We start from the raw sequence: 21,879 nt of genomic DNA, 5'->3' as shown, positions 1-21,879 counted from the left end.
TTCAACCCAAAGCTTTGACAAATTTTCACGTGATCGACGACAAGCCTGCTTCACAAAACCATCGAAACGACCGCATCTGCGCCGGCCGCAACGCTCACCGTCTGTTGCGCGCTGACCGACGCGCCGCTCTGATCAGTGGCCTTGAGGTCGATGGTGTGCGAACCGAGCGACAACGAGTATTTGTCGGTTCCGCCCGGGAACCTGTTTGCGGTCATCGTCCCGACGATGACGCCATCGATACTGACGCTGACGGCGGCATTTTCCGCTACCTTCTGCCGCGTCAGGTTGACGACGAGCTGGCCGGATTTATCACCGGTCGGCGACCGCAGACCGAGCGCCGCGAACAGCTTGTTGACCGTCCCGCTGCCGCCGGCGACGATGAAGGACGTGATGATATAGCCGGGGAGCGTCTTTCCGAATGATCCGGCGCTGTCCGTGAACGAGCTCAACAGGTCGGAGATGACATCCAGCTTGTAGTACCAGACGAAAAAGATCGAGACGCCAACGGCAATCGGCGTTCGCAAGCCCCTGCCCTGCAGATTGTCTTCAAAATATTTCCAGCTGAAGATCGTTGCCAGACCGATTTCCAGGACGGTTGCCAGAACCAGGATGATGCCCAGCACGCCCGCGACACGACCGTAGTCCAGCGTGGTGATGCGCTGTGGGGCGGTAACGGTTATCTCGACCTGACCGGTGAACTCCTGACCGGAAACCGTGTCCTTGACCTTGTAGCTGACGAGGTCGAGTCCCTGATTATCCTTCGAGGCGAGATAGCTCACCTTCTTCTTGTCGTCCGAGGCTTTCGCCGTACCGGCATTGGGATTGGTGTTTTTCACATCGATCACCTCCGCGGTCGCAGGCAGCTTGCTCGCCACGACCGCGTCGATCCAAAGGAGCTGTCCCTGCTCGAGTGTTTTCTTCTCCGGATCGGCAGACCTCGCCGCGGACGGCACAGTGACCATCAAACCGGCTATCAGGAGGCTGGACAAAAAGGCGGAAATTCTGGACATCACTTGTGTCCTCCAATCGAAATGTAACTGACTAGCTCCCGAGCCCCGCGCCGGAAACGACGGCCGGCGGGGAAATCGCGATAATCCTCGCCTGGGCTTCGATCATCTTGCTCAGCGCTGCAGGCCTTACCGCGTCGCCCGGCGCCGACGGTTTGCCGGTGAAGAACCAATCGAAATTGACGCTGTCCGGATCGGCCGCGTCCGCCAGCATGGATACCTCCAGCCAGCCCTCGGCCTTTTTCCCGTCGTCGAGACCTGCGATCGACAGCCGCAAGCCGTCGGGATCCTTGAAGGCATCACCGCTGAGCTTCTTCGCCTGCGGTTCGCTGACCGTGCCGTCGTCGAACATGATGGAGGTCGTGGTGGTCCACTCATTTTCGGCCGTGTTGGTCATTCCGAGCAGGAATCCCATCACATTGCCTGGGCTGCCTTTGCGCTCGAAATCGAGCAACGTCTTGTTCGACGCATTCATCCCGATCTGCAGCGTGAGTTTCTTGAAGCCGCTCCTGGTCATGGAACTCGTGATCAGTCGCATGAACAACGAAATGGAAGGGCCCTTTGCGGGCGGAGGTTCAATGCCAAGCGCTCGAAAATCGAAGAAGCCGCCGCGATTGGTGACGGGCACCGCTGCGGCTGCGGCGGCGTCAGGCAGATAGCCGATGATCCGCGCCGGCGTCTCGAATTCCACGACCCGTACGAGGTGCGATACGCCGTCCGGCGGCTTGTCGCCGATCGAGAGGCCCTTCTTGCCGCGCAAGCGGCGCAGCGACTTGAACTCCTCAACCGGGCTGCCGAATCGTTCGTCCCGCCACGTCTCCAGCAGCGCGACGTGCCGTTGCATCTCCAATGGCGCCGGTTCGATCCATTGCTTTGGACGAATCCAGACGTCGGGATTGATCTTGCCGTCGACGACCGCCCCAATCGTGAGGGTATCGTCGTCCCGATCCAGCACGAGATTCGAAACAGGAATCGCGCTTTGGCCGTAGGCGTAGGCGATGTGAACACGATCAAAATCGCGGTTGATCCGGGTCCAGTTCATGCTGGTCAGCGCGCTTGCGCTGGTGAGCGAGATACTCTCCACGCCGCTGCAGGACAGCTCTGGATCGAGCGCCTTGTCGGGCTTGGTCCCGTAAGGATTTTGATGCGGCTGCTTGGGAAGCGACCAGTCGAAGCTCGCCAATGGCAACGGACGATTGCCGCTTCCGGACAGCTGCCTGGCATAGTCGGCTCGATCTGACGGCAGGGCAAAGATGGACAACGAGAAGCGCTTCTCCTCAAGCGGCACGTGGAGTAGCGCGAACTGGCGCCCGCTCTCTGCGATCCTGAACAACTCGAGCTCTTTCACCTGCGCATCGTCCGCCACCGTCGAATCGATAGCGCGCGCGGCCACAAAGCCCGAGACGAAGCCGTGCTCCAATTTGAAGGAGCAGATTTCGATAGCCTTCCCGAATCCAGGCTTGAGCGTGAGCCTTCCCGCGCCATTGGCTTGCAGCGTGATCCAACAGCACTGATCGAGCGGGATCGCTGCCGGCGGGATCGCCGAGGCAGCTCCGGTTGTCGATGGCTGTTCCGGCGGGGCTTCCGGGCGAAGCCATTCGGTATCCAGGTATCGCCGCAGCGCGACGGAAAGGAAGTGCTCTTCCATGTCCGAAGGCACAGGCTTCAGCGACTCCTTGAGGCTGCTTGGCTGCAGCACATACATCGCGTTCGGGAATGCCGGTGCGGCAACGGCGTCGCTGTCGAAGGTCAACCCGACCGGTCCTTCGGCCGGCAGGACCAGCGCCAGCGCGTCGGCCTGCGGCAAGCTCTGATAGGTCACGGCTGGCGAAGGACCAACCTCCTTGCGCGCATCATGCGGATCGACTCGCGCGTCCTCGGGCTTGCCCGACGGAGCGGGCGAAAAGGCGTAGCTGAAACCGGTGCGGATCTCAGCGCTGATGCGATCCGCCAGCCCGCCATGCTCGAAGGGATGCTCCTGCAGCACCGCCAGGACCGGCGGCGACGGGCCGATCGTCCCGGGCTCGTTCGGCGCGGATGTCAGGGGAATCAGCGCCCGCAATTGCGGCCGCGTCAACTGCAAGCGTGAGCGGTCCGCCAGCATGGCGATGCGGAACCAGTTCGCGGGACCGTCATCGGTGGTGTCGCGCCATGCGTTGGTTTCCCGATGGCCGGGATCGGCCATCGCCCCCGCATAGCGTGACCGGACGACGAAGCGGTGCCGGAACAGCGTCGCCGACGGTTTCTCCCAGATCGTATTCAGGATCGTCGATACCGCAGGTACGGGAAGCAGGGTTACCGTATTGACCTCGGCGTCGATGTCCGCGCGATCGGCGAACGCCTCGCTTTCGAATGCCGCGAGCTGTCCAGGGAACGAAGGCTCGTCATGGCCCTCTTCGAGAGGTTTGGAAAAAGCTCCCGTCACTTTGGGTTTGCGCGCTTCAATCCAATTATAGATGGGACGGCCGGTGAACCGCCACCGCTGGGTCTGGATATCGACATAGGCAAGCTGACGCCACTGCCACGGCTTCTTCAGATTTTGGGGCGCCAGACACACATCGTAAGCCCGCGAGGTGCCGATCGCGCGATGCTGGAAGGCTTCAGCGACAATGTCCGCCCAGTCGTTCCGCTCCTTCTTGTTGTTCTTGTCCCGCTTGTGGAGAACCGCCAGCCAGGGACGCTCGGAATCGTCGGCGGCAATGACGATCGGCCCCACCATGGCTTCCAGATTCAACGTGGCGCCATCGAACAATTCGTACTGCGTTCGCAATTCGCCGACGGCGCCTGGATTGTCGACCAGGCTTCCAGCTGAATATTGCAGAAGTCGCGGATCGATAACGGGAGGATGGTCGTCCTGTTCGGCAAAGTACCCTGCATTTACCAGCGGGCGGGCCGTCAATCGCGCGCAAACTCCCTCGGGAATCCTGATCTGAATCACACCGCTGGATTCAGTGATCGAAAGCGCCTTTCCCGAACAGGAAATACTGATGCGGCGCGAAAATCCGTCGTTCAGCTTCTCGAGCAACTCTCCGATTGCGCCGACGACGCCCTTGCCGGTCTGCCGGTCTACGCCCGGAATTCCCGACGCCGCATCGTACAAACGGTCGCCGAGCAACCGTGCCGGAATGTCGAGAACCCGTTGTCCCGCCCACAACGGGCCTGATTGGGCTTCGTCTGCCGGCGCCCCCCGCAGTGAATCGAGCGGCGTGAGTTCGAGACGCAAGCCGGCGACCGCGAGGTCGGGCAACCGGTCCAGCAACATTGCGAGACGGCTATTGACCAGGCGAACGCTGTAGGCGGCTGAAAGCGCAATGCGGAATTCCTCGACAAGCTTGTCGTGACCTCCATACGTCTTGCTGCGCAAATCATCGTTGTTGAGCCAACGCTCGAAATCGAGAAGGCCTACGCGCGGAAAAACAAGATCAGCGAGGATCGGACCGTTGTGCTGCATTTCCTTGGCGCCGTTGCCGATCAACAGCAGATTTTCCGGCATCGGGCGCGATGCGACCGCGCTGCCTCTCATCTCGGACGCGGGATCGGCCAGGCTGACCGCACAGGAGGAAGAAGCCGCTTCAAGCGAAAGGCGCAGCCAGATCGATCGTGTTGCAAACCCGTACGACACGACCTGATCAAGAACTTTTGTGCCGTCCACCAGCACGGCCAGCCTGAAGTTGAGGATGACCGCATCAGGCTTGTCGGAATCCCGCTCGGCCTCCGACAGCACGATATCGAGGTCGTCGATGACCCGCTTTGATCCGCTTGAGAGCGTGACGGAGGTGAGCGGCTTGTCGTCAGCCAGCGCTGTCGGCATGCGATGGAAACCCAGCACCAGCTCATGGTCCTCGCCCCACAGCAGGATGTCCTTGATCTTGAGGCTCGCGGACATGTCCTTGGGCGGGATCGCAATCGAACCGCTGCCGTCGCTGTTGCGCATGATGTCGAGAAAGCGGGATGCGCTCGACTCGGAAGCAAATCCGATGCGGGGGTAGTCGACCGAGAGCGGACGGGTGTTTTCGATGGAGGCGCCGATCAGCGACGCCGATTTCTCGGTTTCCCTGATCAGGGTCCGGCCGATGGACGTCGTCCGGCAATGCCTGAAATTCTGCAGCAGAGTGCGCGAACCCTGACTGCCCGTGACGTGGCTCAAATCAATAGTCGCCTTGGGGAGCCAGGGCGCGTCGTCGGATTTCTGCAAGGGGTATGGCAAAACCCCTCCCTTGCTGACGACATGCCCGACCACGTCGAATTCTCGGCCATAGGCGAGGCGCGGCAAGGTTTTCGGCAGCGGCGTTGCCGGGAAGTCCATCGTATAGAATGGAGCAGCGTCGCCCTTTGCGGACTGCGTCGCCGGCAAAGTGTCCGCGAACGCAGCCGTGGTGAACGGCAGTCCCGCATATTCGAGAAACAGCTGACGCCGTCCGTCGATTTCGCCCGGCAGCAACGGCTCCAGCGCCATTGGGATGTCGGGCGCCTGCGCGGGCTTTGTCTTGGTCAGCGTCAGCTCTGCAAGGCTGGTATAGGCCCAGCCCTGATCCAGACCTTTTTCAGCGACCTGGTCGATCCGCCGAATCAGCAGGCCTACGCCGCCGAACTGGCTGTTGAAGGTATCCAGCGATGCCGTGCTTTGATCGACCGTGATCTGCAATGGCAGCGGCAACGGTGCGGCGGTCGGCACGAACCTGTTCGCGGGTTTTTCCGCAAACAGCTCAGCCACCACGTCCGCAAACATCGGTGTGGTCCAGCGGTCGAGATCCGCGCCGTCGATGAGATTGCGCGCAGGGTTGGTCAGGATCTTGAGCACCTCTCCAAGCGGATTGCCAGAGAGATCGTTCGCCAGGAGCCGGTCGTGAAACAGATCGCTCTTGACCAGCAACTGTTCGAGATCGCTGACCTTGTCAGGCCATTTTTTCCTCAGCAAGGCGTCGACGTAGATAACGCCGCATGCCTGCCGGACGGCTTCGGCGCCGTTGAACTGACCTGCCAGAACCTTTTCAAACGCGGCCCGGACGTCCGCCGCCAGCTTCTGCGAGTTGACGTCGGTCGGATTGCCCGGCACGAGCGGCGGCAACAGCGTCTTGAGACCCTGAGTGATGCGTTGGTCGAACGAGCCAGCCTGTCCGCGGCACTGCAAGACCCGGGTGATCAGCCGCTCGATCGGTCCTTCGCCCGCCAGCGCGTCGGCGATTTTCCCCAGACCGGCGTTCAGCCGGTTGTACAGCGTACCGTCCCGCAGTTCGAGGTCGTAGAGAGGAATTGGTTGCGGCGGATCAGCCGTTGTCTGGGTCGGCTTGGCGAACACCGCTCTCAATTCGCCTATCGTCTTGTTTTGATCCGGCTCGGAAGCATAGAGATTCTTCAGAAGTGTCATCAGAAGCGGCGTTTGGCCGGGCTCCGACGTCGTCTCGTCGAGTTCGAAGACGAATTTGAGCGTTTCGCTCCAACTCGCCGGCGGGTCTCCATCACTGTAAAGCGGAAGTGCGGCGATTGCGCCCCGTAACACCGCCAGCAGCGCTGCATTGTCCGGCACTTCGAGCGGATGATCCGGGTTGTGCTTGTTGTAGGCGTCTACCTCCTTCCCCAACACGCCCGTCAATTGATCGAACAAGGCGGAAAGCAGCGGCCCCTCCCGCCGGTTATTGCCCGGCGTTCTCAGCGCGATCAGAATGGGATCGAGCGCGACGACCAGGGCCGTCACGGCGCGCCAGACCATCCGCCTGAAGAACCGCAGATCATCGATCGGCTCGGGCTTGTCAGAGCGATCATCCTTCCACGGCCATGCCATGTGAAGGACAGCCGGGAAAGTCGCCAACTGCGAACCGCCCCGTTGCTCGACCCGCACGATCGCGCGGTGGATATTTTCGCCCTCCGGATCGCCGTAAAGGAAGCCGCTATCGTTGTCGATCAGGCTGGTCGTATCTGGTGCGATCGGCACGACGCGCGAGGACCGGCACGTCACCTCGACGCCGCTGTCCGTACCGTCGTAAGGATTGTACTTGAACTCATAGGTCGATTCGCCGGATTCAGGATCCGTTTGCTTCGTGACGGAATAGCTGTTTCCCAACGTCGCGCTGCCGAAATACGGAACGATCAGCAGATCCGGCAACGCCTCCTGGACGTCCGGCTTTATCCGGACGACATGGGCAAGACCCAGTTTGTGCGGCAGCGGCGCAGTCCAGGTGCTTGCGCCGAACATCGTCTCTGTGGCGCCGACCTGGCTTTCGATCACGTTCGAACTGCCGGGCGCCGGGGCCGCGAAAAACGCCTTCTTGTCGTTTGCCTTCATGGCCTCCGCGGATCTGGCACTGAGCCAGTCGAAGAGGCGGGATGACGTCGGCGCATCGAAAGCTGGCGGTTCGGTGATGCTGGCGGCGTAGGCGTCAATCGTGTTCTGGCCGATCTTGTAGGCCTTGAAATGTACGTCCTTCAGCCCGGCAAGGAATTTCCCGAACGCCGCGCCCGCTTCCTGCTCCTTCTTTGCCCGATCCTGATCGCTGTCAGCCGGGACGACCTTTCCGGCAACCTCGAAGGCAAGGCGTATCGATGCCGCTGCCGCGTTGACATGGAACCCGGCCGGCTCCTGTTCCGCCATGCAGATGATGGTATCGCCCACGTTGCCCCCGCCTACTCAGTGACTAGTGCTGACCACCAGCCAATTTCCTTACCTTGTTGGCCGCCTCTTCGATGACCGGACTCTCGACCTTGGTGCTGCCCGACGTTGTCGTCGTGCTGCGGCCGCCGCTCATGTGATACGTCACGTCGCGGCGCACCGTAATCTTGAAGAACCTGGTGATCCGCAAGCTGACGATCAGCGTGCCATACGCGTCGATGTCGCCGGTGTCGCGATAGGACAGGCGCAGCATGATGCCAATGTAGACGGTAGCGATGCCAAGAATGTCGACATTGCCGGCAATCAGCACCACCAGCGAGATCGTCAAACCGCCGCCCGAATGTCCTATGAGCTTGCGATAGGTCAGCGCAACGCTGATGGTGATCATCACCGAACCGGTGCAGCCGGCGAAGGCGAAGCCGAGCGACGCCGATCCGCCGGCCGCCGCCTCGACCGTGACCATCAGCTCGTTCTTGAACGGCCGATACTCGACTTCGACGCTGAGATAACCAGTGCCGCCAATGATGAAGACCGAGAAAATGAACGGAAGTTCCGGCTTCGCCAGCGAGAAGCGGTCGGAGATGATGAAGTCGGGATAGGCCACCAGCTCGAAATGGTTGGATATCTGGATGTTGGTCACGCCCGAGGTACCGAACATCAGGCTCATCGGCGGAAGACTGAAGTCGTGCGATACGCCGATCGGAATGCCGCCGAGCTTGACGATCTTAAGCCCGCCCACTTGGTCGCCGAAGATCGCGCCAAGTGTGTTCTGGATGAACTGGAACACCGCGCTCAGTTCAATCTTCTTGGGATCGAACTCGACCTTCAGGCCGCTGTCGCGCGCGAACACGATGCCGACGTCCCTGAACGCGACCATCTGCTCGCCGGCGATCACCGCCTCCAGCCGCGTGCCCAGCCGCGCATGTCCGGTCTGTTCGACGGTATCGGTGTCCTTTGACGCCTCGATCCGTACCGCCCCGACGAAATTGCTGTCGACAGCGTCGAGCTTGAATGGCCCGATCGTGAACATCGAATTGCGTCCGGGGATCGGCACGTTGACGTCGATCTGCACCCAGGCGCGGAACGCCTTCTTGTCGAAGGCATGTGAAATCCGGATGCCGTCCCCCGAGCCGCTCGGCATGCGGAAGCCGGGAAACAGCTTGTCGAGCTTGACGCCGCCGAAGTTGCGGAAGATGCGGCTGATGTCGAGCTTGGACAGGTCGATCGGAACCAGCCGGTCGCCGATCTTGTCGACTGGCAGCGACAGTCCAAGCGCCTTCAGCGCATCACCCATCCGGCCGAACCAGGCCTCGACCGGCGTGGTGTTGATGACGTTGTCGATTTGCTTGAAATAATAGCCGATCCGCTCGCGGGAATAGTCGAGGTTCGGCATTTCCGGCGCAGAGGCCACCGCCGCGTAGAGCTTGAGGACGTTGTTGGGAGCCGCCAGCACCCCGCCGGAAGTGACGTTGGCCGCCGCGTCCAGCACGCGCTCGCCGTAACCGGCCGCCAGTTCCCTCGTGCGGGCAAAGTCGTTGCCAACCTTGCGGATATCGTTGTCGAACCTGTCGGCGAGGGTGAGCAGTTCCCCGTACTTGTCCGGCTTGAGGTAGTCGTTCAGCTTGTCAACCAGATCATCCGCGAACTGCTTGGCTTGCTGCTCGACCTTGCTGACGATCTTGTTGGCTTCATCGGTCAGATATTTTTCGGCCCGATCGAGCCCGCCGGCAATCTCCCCGCACGCGTCATGAATCTCCTTCTGGACATCCTTGACCGAATTACCGACTTGGTCGAGCTTGTTCTCGAACTCCTGCTCATACGCGTTGACAAGATTGCGAAGCTGGGCGCGTTTCGCCTCGATTGCCTGCTCGGTCTCGCCGACGGCGGCGAAGTAGGAGTCATCAACCTTGTTGAGCAGGCTGACCGCTGCGTCGTCGATCACTTTCTTGAGAACCTGATCGACGAGATAGTCCGGCGAGGCCAGCTTGTTGACCTTGCTCAGCCGATCATCGAGATCGGCGGCGACATCGTCGATCGCCGAGAACCCCTGTTTGACGACCTTCTGCCCTTCTCCCAGCGCCTCGCACAACTTGGTCTGGACGGCCCCCACCAGAGCGTCAGGCCAAGCACCAGCCTCTTTGATCGCGGCCACGAGGCTGTCGGACAGCTTCGTTGCAAAGTCGGTCAGCGCGGCACTGACGTCGCCGATCTCCCCCTTGATCGTATCGGCAACGTCCTTCAGGAAGTCCTGCAGGGCCGAGGCCAGTTGGCGTGTGAACGCGGTGACTTGCTCGCTGATGTCGCGGACTGCCGCGGCGAGCTTTGAAAGCGTGTCCGCCAATGTCGCGGCGAACGCGTGCAAATCCGCTTTTGCAGCTTCCGCCGATTGCTTCACCTCTACAGCCTTGGCGTTGATCGCGTCCGCCGCCTTGATCAGTTCATCGATTTTCGCGACGATATCGGGACTCTTGCCCTGCTTGGCCTTCTCCAGTGCGGCCTTGCCCTTGACGAGCCCGTCATGCGCGCCGTCGATCCGGCTTTCCAGCTCACCGATCTGGCCTCCGATATCGAGTTCTGCGTTAGCCAATGCACCGGTAAACTGCGAGTTCTGGGCCTGGAGTTGACCCAGCGCGCGCGCCGCGAAATTTGCGATATCCTGGCCCATATCGCCAACGTCAATCGCCATGCGGCGATGCGCATCATCGATCGCCGGACCCAAATTCAACGCCAGCCGCTGCGGTACGGTGTTGATCTTCCGCTGCAGCTCGAGCAGGCGTCCCTCCGACCATGGCTTGGAATCGTCGTAGGATTGCCGGCAGGTGTCGATGTCGCGAGCCGCCTTGTCGAAGGCGTCTGACAATTCGTGGGCAAAATCGCGGATGGCGGCACGACCCGACTCGGCTGCCCGCTTGACGTTGCCGATGTCGGCGGAAACCTGCACGAATACCGGCCGGATCGCCTCCACGGCGGAGTTGACGATCCATTCTTTCAACTTCGCCTTGTCGGGCAGCCGCGTCGGATCCGCGTTGAAGCGGTCCAGTTCGGCCAGCACGTCGTGCTGCGCCGAACGAACATTCTCGAGCAAGATAAGCTTCTTGCGCTGCAGGGCGCCGGCGTAATCGTCGGTGAATTTATCGCATATGGACTTTCCAGTAGCCGGCAATTTCCCGGCCTTTGAAACCGCCTCCTTGATCTTGTCGGCGGTCTCCTTGGCCTTCTTCAGGCGGTCGTCCGCGGCCAGCGCGGTTAATTTTCCCTTCAGCTCCGCAGCACGGTCCCGGATCGCTTGCTGGACGGCGCCGTCCGTTGGAAACGACGGATTTTTCTGCATAAGATTTGTGAACTCGGCCAGCGACGTGGCGACATCGCTGGCGATGGCGCCCGGCTCAAGCTTTTCTCCCTTCTTCCAGAATCCCGGATAGCTCCCCAGTTGCTTTGCATCGATCGACAGTTGCGCAAATGGCGCGATGCCGGCCTTCAGCTGGGGATCCGTCTCGGCCGCCGACCGCATGAAGGTGATCGTATCCAGCGCGGCATACAGCGGCGTCGCGGAACGCCCGCCATTGATCGTGGTCCGCCGCGCCGGCGGAGCAAGCCGCCATGTGAAACGATGGTGACCTCGCGGAATGCGCTTCGCCCGGGCCTGCGCATCGTTACCCGTCGACGAATTGCCGTCATCCGAGTTGTCGGCCTGCCAGGCGTGGCTCGGCGCCGGAAGATCGGCGCAGTCGATCGAATTGCGCGGCACCCAGCTGTCCGTGTCGCTGGACTTCGTCTTGGTGTCCGTGAAGAAGTACAGGTTATCCGGATTAATGCACTCCTGCGCGGCAAGCGGGTCGTCGCCCTCGCCTTCTGCCTGGGTCACGAAGGCGATATCGGGGCGCGGATAGACCTGCGGCCGCTGTCGGGCGCCGAGATGATTCCAGAGCGGAATCTTCCAGCCGTAGTCGGCAACGTCTTCGCTCCACGCGCTGTCGACATTGATGATCTTGCTGTTGAAGCGCAGCGATCGAAGGCATCCTGAGGTGCGAAGCTCCGCCGCCTCCTTGTCGGGATAAAACCGTTCGGGCTGCAGCAGTTCGACGTATTCGGACACCTTGCGCAGCACCGGCCTGCGCGTTCGCGTCTCGAAGCCGTATTCCGGCGTGAACTGCGCCGTCGGATTGACGGTTCTCTCGTACACCACAACGTGCTTGGCGCGATGCCAGAATACGCCGATACGTCCCAGCACTTCCACTTTGTGACGCTGCACGAAGCCGTTTCGCGTCTCGCTGATGATGGAGATGATGCCGTTTCGGAATTCCGCCTTTTGATCGGCATCGCCACCGAGCGCGGAGAATGCGACCTTCTCGATCTTGCCTCCGGTCGCGCCTGGATTGTCGAGCAGCGATTGGAAGACGTTCCTGGATTCGAACGGCCACAGCGCCCCGCCGCTCAGCCCGCGGCTGTGCAGGCGCGGCACGCCGGGCACGCCGGCACCCGCGGATTCGGCCCAGGATCCGTCGCCCGTGACCGGCGGATCGAGTTCGGCAACGGGCGGACGGTGCAACGCCGTTTCACGCAGCGCGAACCGGACGCCCTTCTCGAAGCTGGCCGGCGCAAAGGGAATGTTGCTTTGCGGATCGTCGGCCCAAAGCTCGAGGCGCTCTTGCCGGCGCGCGATCGCGCCGCGCAGCTGTTGCCAGCGGGCCCGCAGCGTCGCACTTGGATTCGACGAGGTGAAATCGGCGACGGGACGCCCGGTCAGTGCCTCGATCTCGGCAATGCGCGCACGCCGCGCCGGGCCTGTTTCGTCGCTGGTGAGGACACCGACGGGCAAACCGTAGAGAAACTCCGCTCGGAATGCATCGATCGCTGCGCCCAGCCCGAGTTCCGACTTCTGCCTGAAGATATCGTAGGTGGCCCATTCCGGCAGCAGAAAGCCGCGCTCCACGTCGCTCGACCTGACCCAGAGTTCGGCCGAAGGCGTAAGCCGGAATTCGACCGCGTGACGGCGAAGACCGCTCTGAGGGTATTGGGGATCATCGGGGTCCGGATGCGTGCTCGAATCCGGATAAGGTCGAAGGAACCCGGCCGCGCCAGGATCGCCAGCATCGTGAATTTCAAGCCGTCGCGGCTTGTCCATACTCTCGCCGATCGATTGCGGCGGAAGCGCGTAGTGAAAATAGTCGGAGACTCGCTTGAATTGCCATTGTCCGGTGTCGCTGTCATAGGACGCGACGATACTGTTCCCGGCGTCTCCCCTGCTACCGGCCGGCCGTGAATAGAATCTCAAAAGCGAAAAGGGCTCCGTCGACACGAGAACGCCGCCCGCTTCGTCTGAGAAAACGCTTTGATCCTGTTCGACCAGTTGAACCGTCAGCCGCCAGTCCGATTCGCCGGACAACGTCTCTCTGATGTCGATCAGAAAAGGCTTGTTGTCCGTCACAGCCTGTGCGGATTCGTTGAGATTGATCAGCAACGGCTGCGCGCGACCGGTGCGGTCGCCACGCTTGCGGTCCGTCGCAATCGGCTCGACCTTGGAGGTCGCAATCCGCCAACGGATGTCGATATCGGCCGCGTCGAAAATCTCGCGGCTGTTACCTTTCCGGATCGGATCGATCCGCTTCCTGCGACCGATGCGGAGAAAGGCGTAATCAACGTCCTTCCCGGACTCAGACGTCGGCGACGGCAACGTCAATCCGGTCAGACGCAACCCGCCAAGTTGTCCGTCGAAAGCCCTGGTGCCGCCGTCCGGCGGCGCCACGATCCGGAACATGACGCCTCGCTCGGCGGGGGATCCCGAGGTGGCGTTGCCGTCATGTGCAAGGTTGATGTCAAAGGCCTGGTCGAAATCAAGATCGGGATCGAAGGTGCCGCCGCTGGGGCGGAAGAAGGATAGTTTGGCCTCCAGCGTAATGACTCTCGCCTTTGGCCGCGGCGGATAATATCCGTCGTCGGCAAGGCTCAGTCGGAATTCCGGCCTCTGCCAGCGTTGCACCTTGCCAACTTTCGGAAGCAAAGTGCCCCAGGAAAGCACTCCATGCGTATCCAGGGTGACAGGAAGCAAGGCAAGCAGCGCAAATTGCTTGTCGCCGGTGTCCTTGACCCGCAGTTCCGGCAGGAACGACCGCGGACGCTCGGGCGTGACACTTCCAAGACTGATCCGCGCAAGGCGCATCGCCTTGACCGTTCGCCTCAGCAATCCGCCGATCGTCAGCGCGTTAATGCGGTTGATCGACTCGCCGATGGTGTCGGCGGGATCGGAATCCAGCGATTGAGTGAATCCGATGCGGACAAGGGCCTTCGATACAGGTCCACTTTCGGCTACGCCTTCGCGCCACGCCCAAATCGCCGAGGAAGCCAGCGAGAAGCGGAACTCGTAATCGATATAGAGATGTCGCGATTGCGTATCGAGCCAATCGGTATGAGCAACGCCGAAGCGCAGCAGGAATAGGCCGCCGCGCATCTCCAGGTCGCCATAGGCCCGGTTCGGCGGCTGGGGATCCAGCCCAACATTGTTCCAGCCAAGACCCAGCCGATAGGTGTAAGCCACCCCATAGCCGGATTGACCGCCAAATCGCAGACCCAGAGATCGCTCATTGTCCGCGCCCAGGAAGATCTTGCCGTCCAACGGGCCATCGACGGCGAACCCGGCACGCCCGAGTGCGTCGCATACGACTTCGATTTGAGAAGGCCAGAAGTTCGAAGCGGGGTTGTTGTTCTTGGTCGGATAGGCGACGTATCCATCTGCGCTGCCATCCTTGCAAAAATTGACGTCACCGATCGCCTTGCCTTGCCCAATATCGACCTGCTCTGTGGAGAAACCACGTTCGCTCAGGCCGGCGACAAAGACCTTGATGGCGGCAGGAGTGTCTCTGGAAAGCCGGCCGTCGGCGATGTGCGGCTCGTACAAGGCCGAAAACGGGAAAAAGTACGGCTCCTGCTGGCCCTTGAATTGCGGGACCGCGGAGGGCAGCGCCAAATCCAGACGCAGGTAATCGGTCGTCGGCTGCCCGACCAACAGTTGACTGTAATAGTCCTTCTCTTCGAGCTTGATATAGCGGACCAGTGGAAAGCGTCTGTCGGGAAGTGGGTCGCGCGACTTGAGATCCGCCGCATTGAAGTTCGAGCTGTCGTTGAGCGGGAATTGGTCCAGCAGGAAGGCCCCCCGAAAGGCAAGACGAACGCCCTGGTGTGTTGTGCCACCGACCCAAAACGCGATGGGCTTGCTGCTGTCGGTCAGCCTCTGCGCCAGCTCCACATCGTTAAGCGCATCCAGATGCTCGATCGTCGACGGATCCGGAAAATCGGTCGACACGTATAGCGAACCGTCCGCAGACGTGTCGAGCGCGGTTCGTGGCAGCCAGCGTACACACGCGACGTTCTTGTTCGTCGCTGCGTCGTGCACATAGTGAATTTCAACAACGCCAGATACTGAGGATCCGAGCGATGGTCCCTTCGGTAACGGCGGCCAGTTGAAATCACCAAATAATCGAAACGCAGTAACTTTATCACTCATGACCCAGCCCCCAGGGTCGCAATCAACCATCAATTGCATCAATGGAATTATTTTGCAATACTATCCCAGGTCGTATGTTGGTTGCAAGCAGTTGCGCCAGGTCAACGCATAGCCGCGAGCGTCAATTGCGTTGTTCGGGCTTTGCTGATTTGAATGGGTTGATTGTGGATTGTAAGTTTTGGGGCGTGCGACACTTGAGAGTTGCAGAACTAACCAACGCTGGTCGGTTGTGCCGGGCGCACCCGTTGGCGCAGGACAGGGAAACAAAACCGATACACCCCGCGCCCGTGCTTGCTGCACGAGGAGGAGATGGATCAGCCGCTAACAGAAAAATTTAAAGTTGGCGATCTCTGGCCGTTCGCAAAAAAGAACGAGCCGAGCCCGCAGGATTGGGCATCCGTCAAGAAAGACGAGTTGAATTGGATCCGCTGCCGCCGCGAGCTGGTGGGCGCGCGGATCAAGGACGGCGACGAGCGGGAGTTGCAGCTCTCTGCGCTGTGCCTGTCGGGCGGTGGAATCCGCAGCGCAGCGTTTGCACTTGGTGTGATTCAGGCGCTGGCGACCAAGCGGCTCCTCAAGCACTTCGACTATCTCTCCACCGTTTCCGGCGGCGGATATGTCGGCGGCTTCCTCACCGCCTGGGTTCAGCGCACCAAGTACGACGCGGTGGAACAAGAGCTGGATCTCACCGCCGCGCCAACGGCGTCTTCGCCGCTATCGCATTTGCGCAACTACAGCCGCTACCTCACGCCACATTCGGGATTGTTTTCCGCGGACACACTGACGCTGGTCGCCCTGTTCACGCGCAACCTGCTCCTCAACTGGATGATCATCCTCCCCTTCGTCGTGACGGCAATCCTTGTCGTCAAGGCAGGCGCGATGGGTGTCTGGCTCATGGACAAGGTCCTCTGGCTGCATGCCATGCCGGCGCTGCTGGCCAGCATCGCTCTGGCCCTGATCGGCATATCGCTGGTCGATTCGCTACGTCAGCGCCCCGGCTGGGAAACGGATGATTCAAAGGACCTGCAGTTCACCCGGCATGAATTGATACCGATGATGACGGGCACGTTCGTCGCGATGCTCGCCGCGGCGACAACTCTGACCAGCGGGATCGAATTCAACTGGCGGAACTTGCTGTGGAGCGTGATCGTAACGGGTGGCGTGATCGGTCTCACCGTATGGCTGGTGGCGCTCTACTTCGCGCGCGATGCCAAGCGGCGCGAGCAGGAGACGGGATCGGTTCCCAAGCGTGGATCGACCAAATCGCAGGTCGCGACAGAAACCGCCAAGCGCTATGTGGCGCTCACCGCGGCGGGCGTGACGGCGATGGGCGTGACGACGGGTCTGGTTGCGGCGCTAGCCATCTATGCGTTCCCGCTGGTTAGGCCAGACTGGATCGACCGCGACGTCGCAATCATTGTCTTCACCCCACCGCTCGCCGTAGCCGCCCTGTTTTGCGGCGAACTGGTTTATACGGGCATGACCAGCAGCACGCCGTGGTCCGACGCTGAACGCGAGTGGCTTGCCCGCGCGGCGGGTTATCACGCGCTGATCGCCGGCACCTATGTGATCGCCACCGCGCTGGTGCTGTTCGGATCGCAATTTGTTTTCTGGTTCACCAACAATTTCGCACCGACCTACGGCCCCAAGATGATTGCCGCCGCCGGCGGAGTTTCCGGGATCCTGATCGCTGTGTTCAGCAAGACGCCGTCGACAGCAGCGCTCGTGCAAGAGAAGGTGTATTCCTGGACTGCGGCCACCTATCGGCTGATTTTGGCCGCTGCAACGCCGATCTTCCTGGCAAGCCTTGCAATGCTGATCTCCTGGAAGTTCGATGAGCTCATGTTCGGCGAAGCCTTGACGAAAAGCTACTTTTTCGCCGACGTCGCGCCGCCGCCCCCCCTTGGGCAGCCACTCCTGCATACGCCTGGTTCCATGGAGCTCGGCTGTGCGACTGCCCTTACCATCACGATCGCCTTGCTTTTCGCCGTCATAGGACTCGTCGCGGCCTATCTGATCAACATCAACCGCTTCTCGCTGCACAACGTATATCGCAACCGGCTGGTCCGCGCCTTCCTCGGCGCTTCGCATCTGCAGCGCCAGGAAACCGCCAACAGCTTCACCGACCTCGACGACCACGACAATATTCGCCTGTGCGAAATTTGGCCGAACCCACTTGCGACCGAAGGCGAGCCTACTCCCAACGTTCCGAACCCGCCGCCACAATTCCTCGTCGTCAACATGGCGCTGAACACGCTGGCCTCGGGCGAGCTTCAGCTGCAGGAACGCAAGGCAATGTCATTCTTCGCGACACCGCTGTCCATCGGCACAGCCGACAAGTGGTGGACCAGGAAAGCCGGCGAGGATCAGGGTGACGTGCAGAACCTCCAGGGCTGCTTCCGCCCCGCGGCGACCTACAACCGCGGCATGTCGCTCGGGACTGCGGTGACGATTTCGGGCGCCGCCGCGAGCCCGAACATGGGCTATCACTCCTCAGCCTCGCTCGGCGTGCTGATGACGATGTTCAACGTGCGGCTCGGCATGTGGGCCGGTAACCCGGGCCCAGAGGGCGGCACGACGTTCCAGCAGAACGGGCCGCGGCCTGCCTTCGTCCCTCTCTATCGCGAGGCAATGGGACTGACGACAGCAGACGACAGCTACGTCTATCTTTCGGACGGTGGCCACTTCGAAAATCTCGGCGTTTACGAGATGATCCGCAGGGGCTGCAAGTTCATCCTGGTTAGCGACGCAGGCTGTGATCCCAAATATGGGTATGAGGATCTTGGCAATCTGGTCCGGCGAGTGTCCATCGATTTTGGCGTGTGCATCAAGTTTCGCCCGCCGCTTGAAGCGAACCAGCGGTCATCGCCCTACAAGGGCGAATGCTGTGCGCTTGCCGACATCTACTATCCGGCAACCGAGGCTGATCGTAAGGCGATGGAGGCGGCGGCCGATCCCGAGGCCAGGCGCGAACTGGAAGAGCTCCGGCACGGCCTACTGCTCTACGTGAAACCCGGGATATATGGCAGCGAGCCGACGTCCGTCATGTCCTATCACAACGACCATCCGGAGTTCCCGCACGAATCGACGACGAACCAGTGGTTCGGCGAGACGCAGTTCGAGGCCTACCGGGCACTGGGCGCATTTGTCATGGGCGAAGCGCTCAAAGCCAGCCACATCGGCAAGGGTACGGAGATTGCCGATCTGTTCGGCGCCTTTGCAGACAAATACCCGGATTGATCATACCCAACGGAGATCGCCGTGACCGAATCGAGATCAAACTGCATCGCCCTCATTGCCGCATTGATCGTGGTCTGCGCGCCGTCGGCACTTCTGGCGCAGTCGGACGATGGCTGCGCGCAGCTGGCGAGCACCAATGCCACGCCAGGCCTCTATGTGCAGCGGGGGCTAGGTCAAAGGCCAGTCCCTATAAACGGCTCTCCCCTCGCCTACGACATCAACTTGCGATTCTATTTCATTCCCACTGCCGGCCCGCGCACGATCGCCGAAAATCAGGAGGCGGCATACCACGTCCGGTCACAGACCACGGCCGACGCCGATCTGCGCTCGGACGAAGCACTCGTTTATCGGCCGAAGGTGCAGACCTCCTGCCGCGCCGGACGGTACGCGGGAGGATTTATGGGAGACACATTCGAGGATTTCGATCGCAACACCCGGTACGTGTCCCTCGGACGCTACTTTGACCATCATGCCGATAACGAGCAGGATCGCCGGCCGGACCGGGGGCTGCGCACCTATTTCCATTTCGAGATTAGCGACGCCGGCAACAATTGCTTTCGCACCGACGATGCGCGCAAGGTTGGCCCGCTGCACAGCGCCTATGGTTTTCCCGATGTCACGCCCCCCACGGGCCTGATAGCTCGCAACATCGACCCAATGCCGAGTGCGGTGGCATCGCCTGCCGCCTTGTCGCGACGATATGCCGGACTGTCTTCTGAACTCGCCTATGTACACGGGCCGGGTTTAGCATGCTTCAGCTTCAATTCACCGCGGCCGACCGTATCGTCACTGCGCGGCCAGGTCTTCAATTGGTGGCGCGACGACTATGCCATCGAGCAATCCCGCACATGGCGGCCCGTGCGCACGGATTTTGTCATTCACCGCGTGCCCAAGGGGGAACGCATGATGCCATCTGTCGTTTGGCGGAACTGAGCCGGATCGACCTCGATGACCCCTGCGAACGAGGCGGGCACGCCGCCCTTACCGCCACCGGCCCCTATGCCTGTCACGCTGGGTAGCGTAGCGGTGCGCTTTCCGAACGCCGCCATCGTCTCCAACCCGAAGCTGGAGCGCTGGATCATCAACTGGGTTTGGGTAACGGTTCCTCTACAGTATTTCATACTGACGCGCTTTCCGGGCGGCATGCGCTCCAACCAGTGGCTGGCCATTGTCGTTTCGGTTACCGCCTGCATGCTGCTGGTTCTGCTGGTGAGCTACGTGATGGCCTTGATATTCCCTATGAAGATGGAGCGTAACAACTGGGAAATAAGGCTCCGCACATGGTCAGTCGCGCTAGTCACGCACTGGACGGCAACGGTAACGCTGCTCGCCGCGTCCTATCTCGTCGCTTACGCCTTTGGCCTCACCGACGACCTCGTCCAGATCGCCGTCTGCGCTTGTAAGAAACTGAACTGCAACGATCATCCAAGGCTGCTTCTGCCGTCGAGCTTCGTGATATTCTTCATCTACTCGTTCGCCGCCGTCTTCCTGGTGTTTGCGGTACTGAAGCTGTCGCGCTGCGCAGTCACCAGAACAACCTTCCCGGCGCCACATACGATTGCGGTGATCGTAATCTGCGCGGTTCTGCTCAACTTGCTTTACGGCGCATCCAAACTGATTTGAGTCGGAGTTTGAGAAATCCTTCGTTTAAGATACGAGGCATCCCCTCGACTCCAAAAAAGCCGCTGAAGGTGGCGCGATCGAGCGAGTCCACGGGAAACCACCAAGGCTGACTCATCGGAGATCTCTCGAACCAGCGCCTCTTCTTCCTGTTGTAGCAGGCGATCATAATAGGAAAGCGATTCAGGACGGTCATCTTGAAGAGCGTCGCCGTCAGGCTCGCGGAATACTCCTCGGCGACCTCCCTCGCCGCCGCGAGCGTAGGGCGCTTGATCCGACGCAAGCGAGGTCCGAGCAGATAGTTCGGCAGAATCAGGTCCGAAGCGAACGCGTCGGCCTGGCGCTCGGGTCGAGCGGCCCGTTGGCGAAGTTGCAGACGTCCCGGCGTCCGCAGAACAGCATCCTGCCCTTGTGGTGTGCCAATGCTCCAGCTCATGAGCGAGCGAGAACCGGCGCCGCTCCGGAGGGCTCCGGCTGTTGACCGCGATGACTGCCCGTCTCTTGGTGCCGACGATTGTGGCCTCGCAGCGGTCGAGCGGGCGATAGTTGACGAACGCGCCGCGCGTCCACGCGATATGCGTTCCAGGCAGCCCGCCTGTTCGCGCGGCAGCTGCTCCTCAGCATCGACAAGCTCAACAAGCCGGCAGCGCCAGCGGCGACATCGCGAACACGCACTCGCGCAAAGAAAGAGGCCTGATCTCGAACGCATGAAACGCTCGGTAGCGATCCAAGCACGGTGATAACATTGAACGCGCCGGAGCGCGTGCCAAATGAAACTTAGGTCCTGGCCAACTGACAAGAAAATACAGTTTTGCCCTGACCTAGCGATCCTCATCTCGCTTCGCAACGTTTGAGCCTAGTAGAAGTGCTTATCTGACCTAAACTTGAACTTCGAGCCGGCAGTAGTTTCGATTCGCTGCCACCCTGCAGATCGATGCAGTCGCAACGAATCCGCATGAGGGTGCTTGTAGGTATTTCCTCGACCAAACGAGATGACGCACTTGGAGTTCTTGGTCGTAGGTTGAGGTACCGAGCTAAGCGAGCCACCAAATCTTGCGCCATGGTGGGTTACGACCAAGCCATCAAGTTTACCAGAGAGCGCGCTGGGTAAGAATTGATAATCGGCATCTCCGACAAGCAAGACCGAAGCTTTCGATGAAAGCTGGATCTTCAATGCTAGACCTGAATTGTTAGCGTCGCTCGGTGTTGCCGAGCAATACCCAATCCTCCCAACGCCAAAGGAAACTGCCGAACCCTTCCACGAGTAGAGGCGTCCTTTTTTGTGCAGCATATGCGCTATCCGCGCAGCTCCGGGACCCAACTTCTGAACCGGGGCAATCCAATTGCACTCTAAAAGATATCTTCCGATTTTCTTCAAGCAAAAGCATAGATGATCCCAATCCCAGTGAGAGATCACCACCGGCGCGCGCCCCAGATCGGGGAAGAAACGCTTTGGTTCGGTTCTTCTGTTAAAAGGGAGAGGCCATCCTACGTCGTAAAAGAGCTCAACAGACCCCCCGAACGAGCGCAGGCAGGCATAGCTAGCTTGACCAACGTCGCGAACACTGATCCGTCGAATGTTGGTCGGTGCCTCAAGGATCTTCTTCAACACCGTGCGGCTCTTGATAGCTCCAGCCGGGAAGACAGACGCGGCCTTAATGCCTTGCGCCCAGGTATGGTCCGACAGCGCGGCTGCCCCAAGCGACCGCGGTGGCCGATGGGGCTCTCGATCGTCGGAGATCTTTTCGCCTTGCCCTATCCAAGTTCGAGCGAGATCTACGAAGCCATCCTCGCCGAGCGGCGCGCGCCAAACCGGCAATCCTCCGTGCTTCGGCTTCTTGTCCACAAACGAAAAAACAAACCAATCGCCCACTTCGGGCTCGTTCCCGCAGACTGCCGCAAAC

At 60.7% G+C, this 21,879-nt stretch carries 8 protein-coding genes; 3 read left to right on the top strand and 5 right to left on the bottom strand.

The window, feature by feature from the left end:
• Window positions 1–50: 50 nt before the first annotated feature.
• The 3 genes from QXZ94_RS30950 to QXZ94_RS30940 are packed head-to-tail and all read right to left on the bottom strand — an operon-like array spanning window position 51 to window position 15,115.
• Window positions 51–1,010 carry a hypothetical protein gene (locus QXZ94_RS30950; RefSeq protein ID WP_315724811.1) on the bottom strand — a complete coding sequence of 320 codons (960 nt, stop codon included), beginning with the start codon at window positions 1,008–1,010 and terminating at the stop codon, window positions 51–53.
• Between the two features lie 31 nt (window positions 1,011–1,041).
• Window positions 1,042–7,617 (bottom strand): hypothetical protein, encoded by a 6,576-nt coding sequence (locus QXZ94_RS30945; RefSeq protein ID WP_315724809.1) that lies wholly within the window; start codon window positions 7,615–7,617, stop codon window positions 1,042–1,044.
• A 22-nt stretch (window positions 7,618–7,639) separates the two neighbouring features.
• Window positions 7,640–15,115 carry a hypothetical protein gene (locus tag QXZ94_RS30940; protein WP_315724807.1) on the bottom strand — a complete coding sequence of 2,492 codons (7,476 nt, stop codon included), beginning with the start codon at window positions 15,113–15,115 and terminating at the stop codon, window positions 7,640–7,642.
• A 309-nt stretch (window positions 15,116–15,424) separates the two neighbouring features.
• Between QXZ94_RS30940 and QXZ94_RS30935 the strand changes: the two genes are divergently transcribed.
• Genes QXZ94_RS30935 through QXZ94_RS30925 form a run of 3 tightly spaced genes read left to right on the top strand, consistent with a single transcriptional unit; the run spans window position 15,425 to window position 19,978 of the window.
• Window positions 15,425–18,355 (top strand): patatin-like phospholipase family protein, encoded by a 2,931-nt coding sequence (locus tag QXZ94_RS30935; protein WP_315724805.1) that lies wholly within the window; start codon window positions 15,425–15,427, stop codon window positions 18,353–18,355.
• A gap of 21 nt (window positions 18,356–18,376) precedes the next feature.
• A complete protein-coding gene (locus QXZ94_RS30930; RefSeq protein WP_315724803.1) occupies window positions 18,377–19,288 on the top strand; it encodes a hypothetical protein in 912 nt (303 codons plus the stop codon).
• 15 nt (window positions 19,289–19,303) lie between these two features.
• Window positions 19,304–19,978, top strand: a complete 675-nt coding sequence (locus tag QXZ94_RS30925) for a hypothetical protein (RefSeq protein ID WP_315724801.1) — start codon at window positions 19,304–19,306, stop codon at window positions 19,976–19,978.
• Here QXZ94_RS30925 and QXZ94_RS30920 read toward each other — a convergent pair.
• A complete protein-coding gene (locus tag QXZ94_RS30920) occupies window positions 19,944–20,411 on the bottom strand; it encodes a hypothetical protein (protein WP_315724799.1) in 468 nt (155 codons plus the stop codon). The genes QXZ94_RS30925 and QXZ94_RS30920 overlap by 35 nt on opposite strands.
• A gap of 420 nt (window positions 20,412–20,831) precedes the next feature.
• Window positions 20,832–21,848 (bottom strand): metallo-hydrolase/oxidoreductase, encoded by a 1,017-nt coding sequence (locus QXZ94_RS30915; protein ID WP_315724797.1) that lies wholly within the window; start codon window positions 21,846–21,848, stop codon window positions 20,832–20,834.
• Between the last annotated feature and the right edge of the window lie 31 nt (window positions 21,849–21,879).

Origin of the sequence: Bradyrhizobium sp. SZCCHNS2022, assembly GCF_032377575.1 — a bacterium.
In the GTDB taxonomy this organism is placed as follows: Bacteria; Pseudomonadota; Alphaproteobacteria; order Rhizobiales; family Xanthobacteraceae; genus Bradyrhizobium; species Bradyrhizobium aeschynomenes.
The sequence above is the reverse complement of the archived record's forward strand: the minus strand, read 5'-3'. Positions and strand labels throughout refer to the sequence as shown.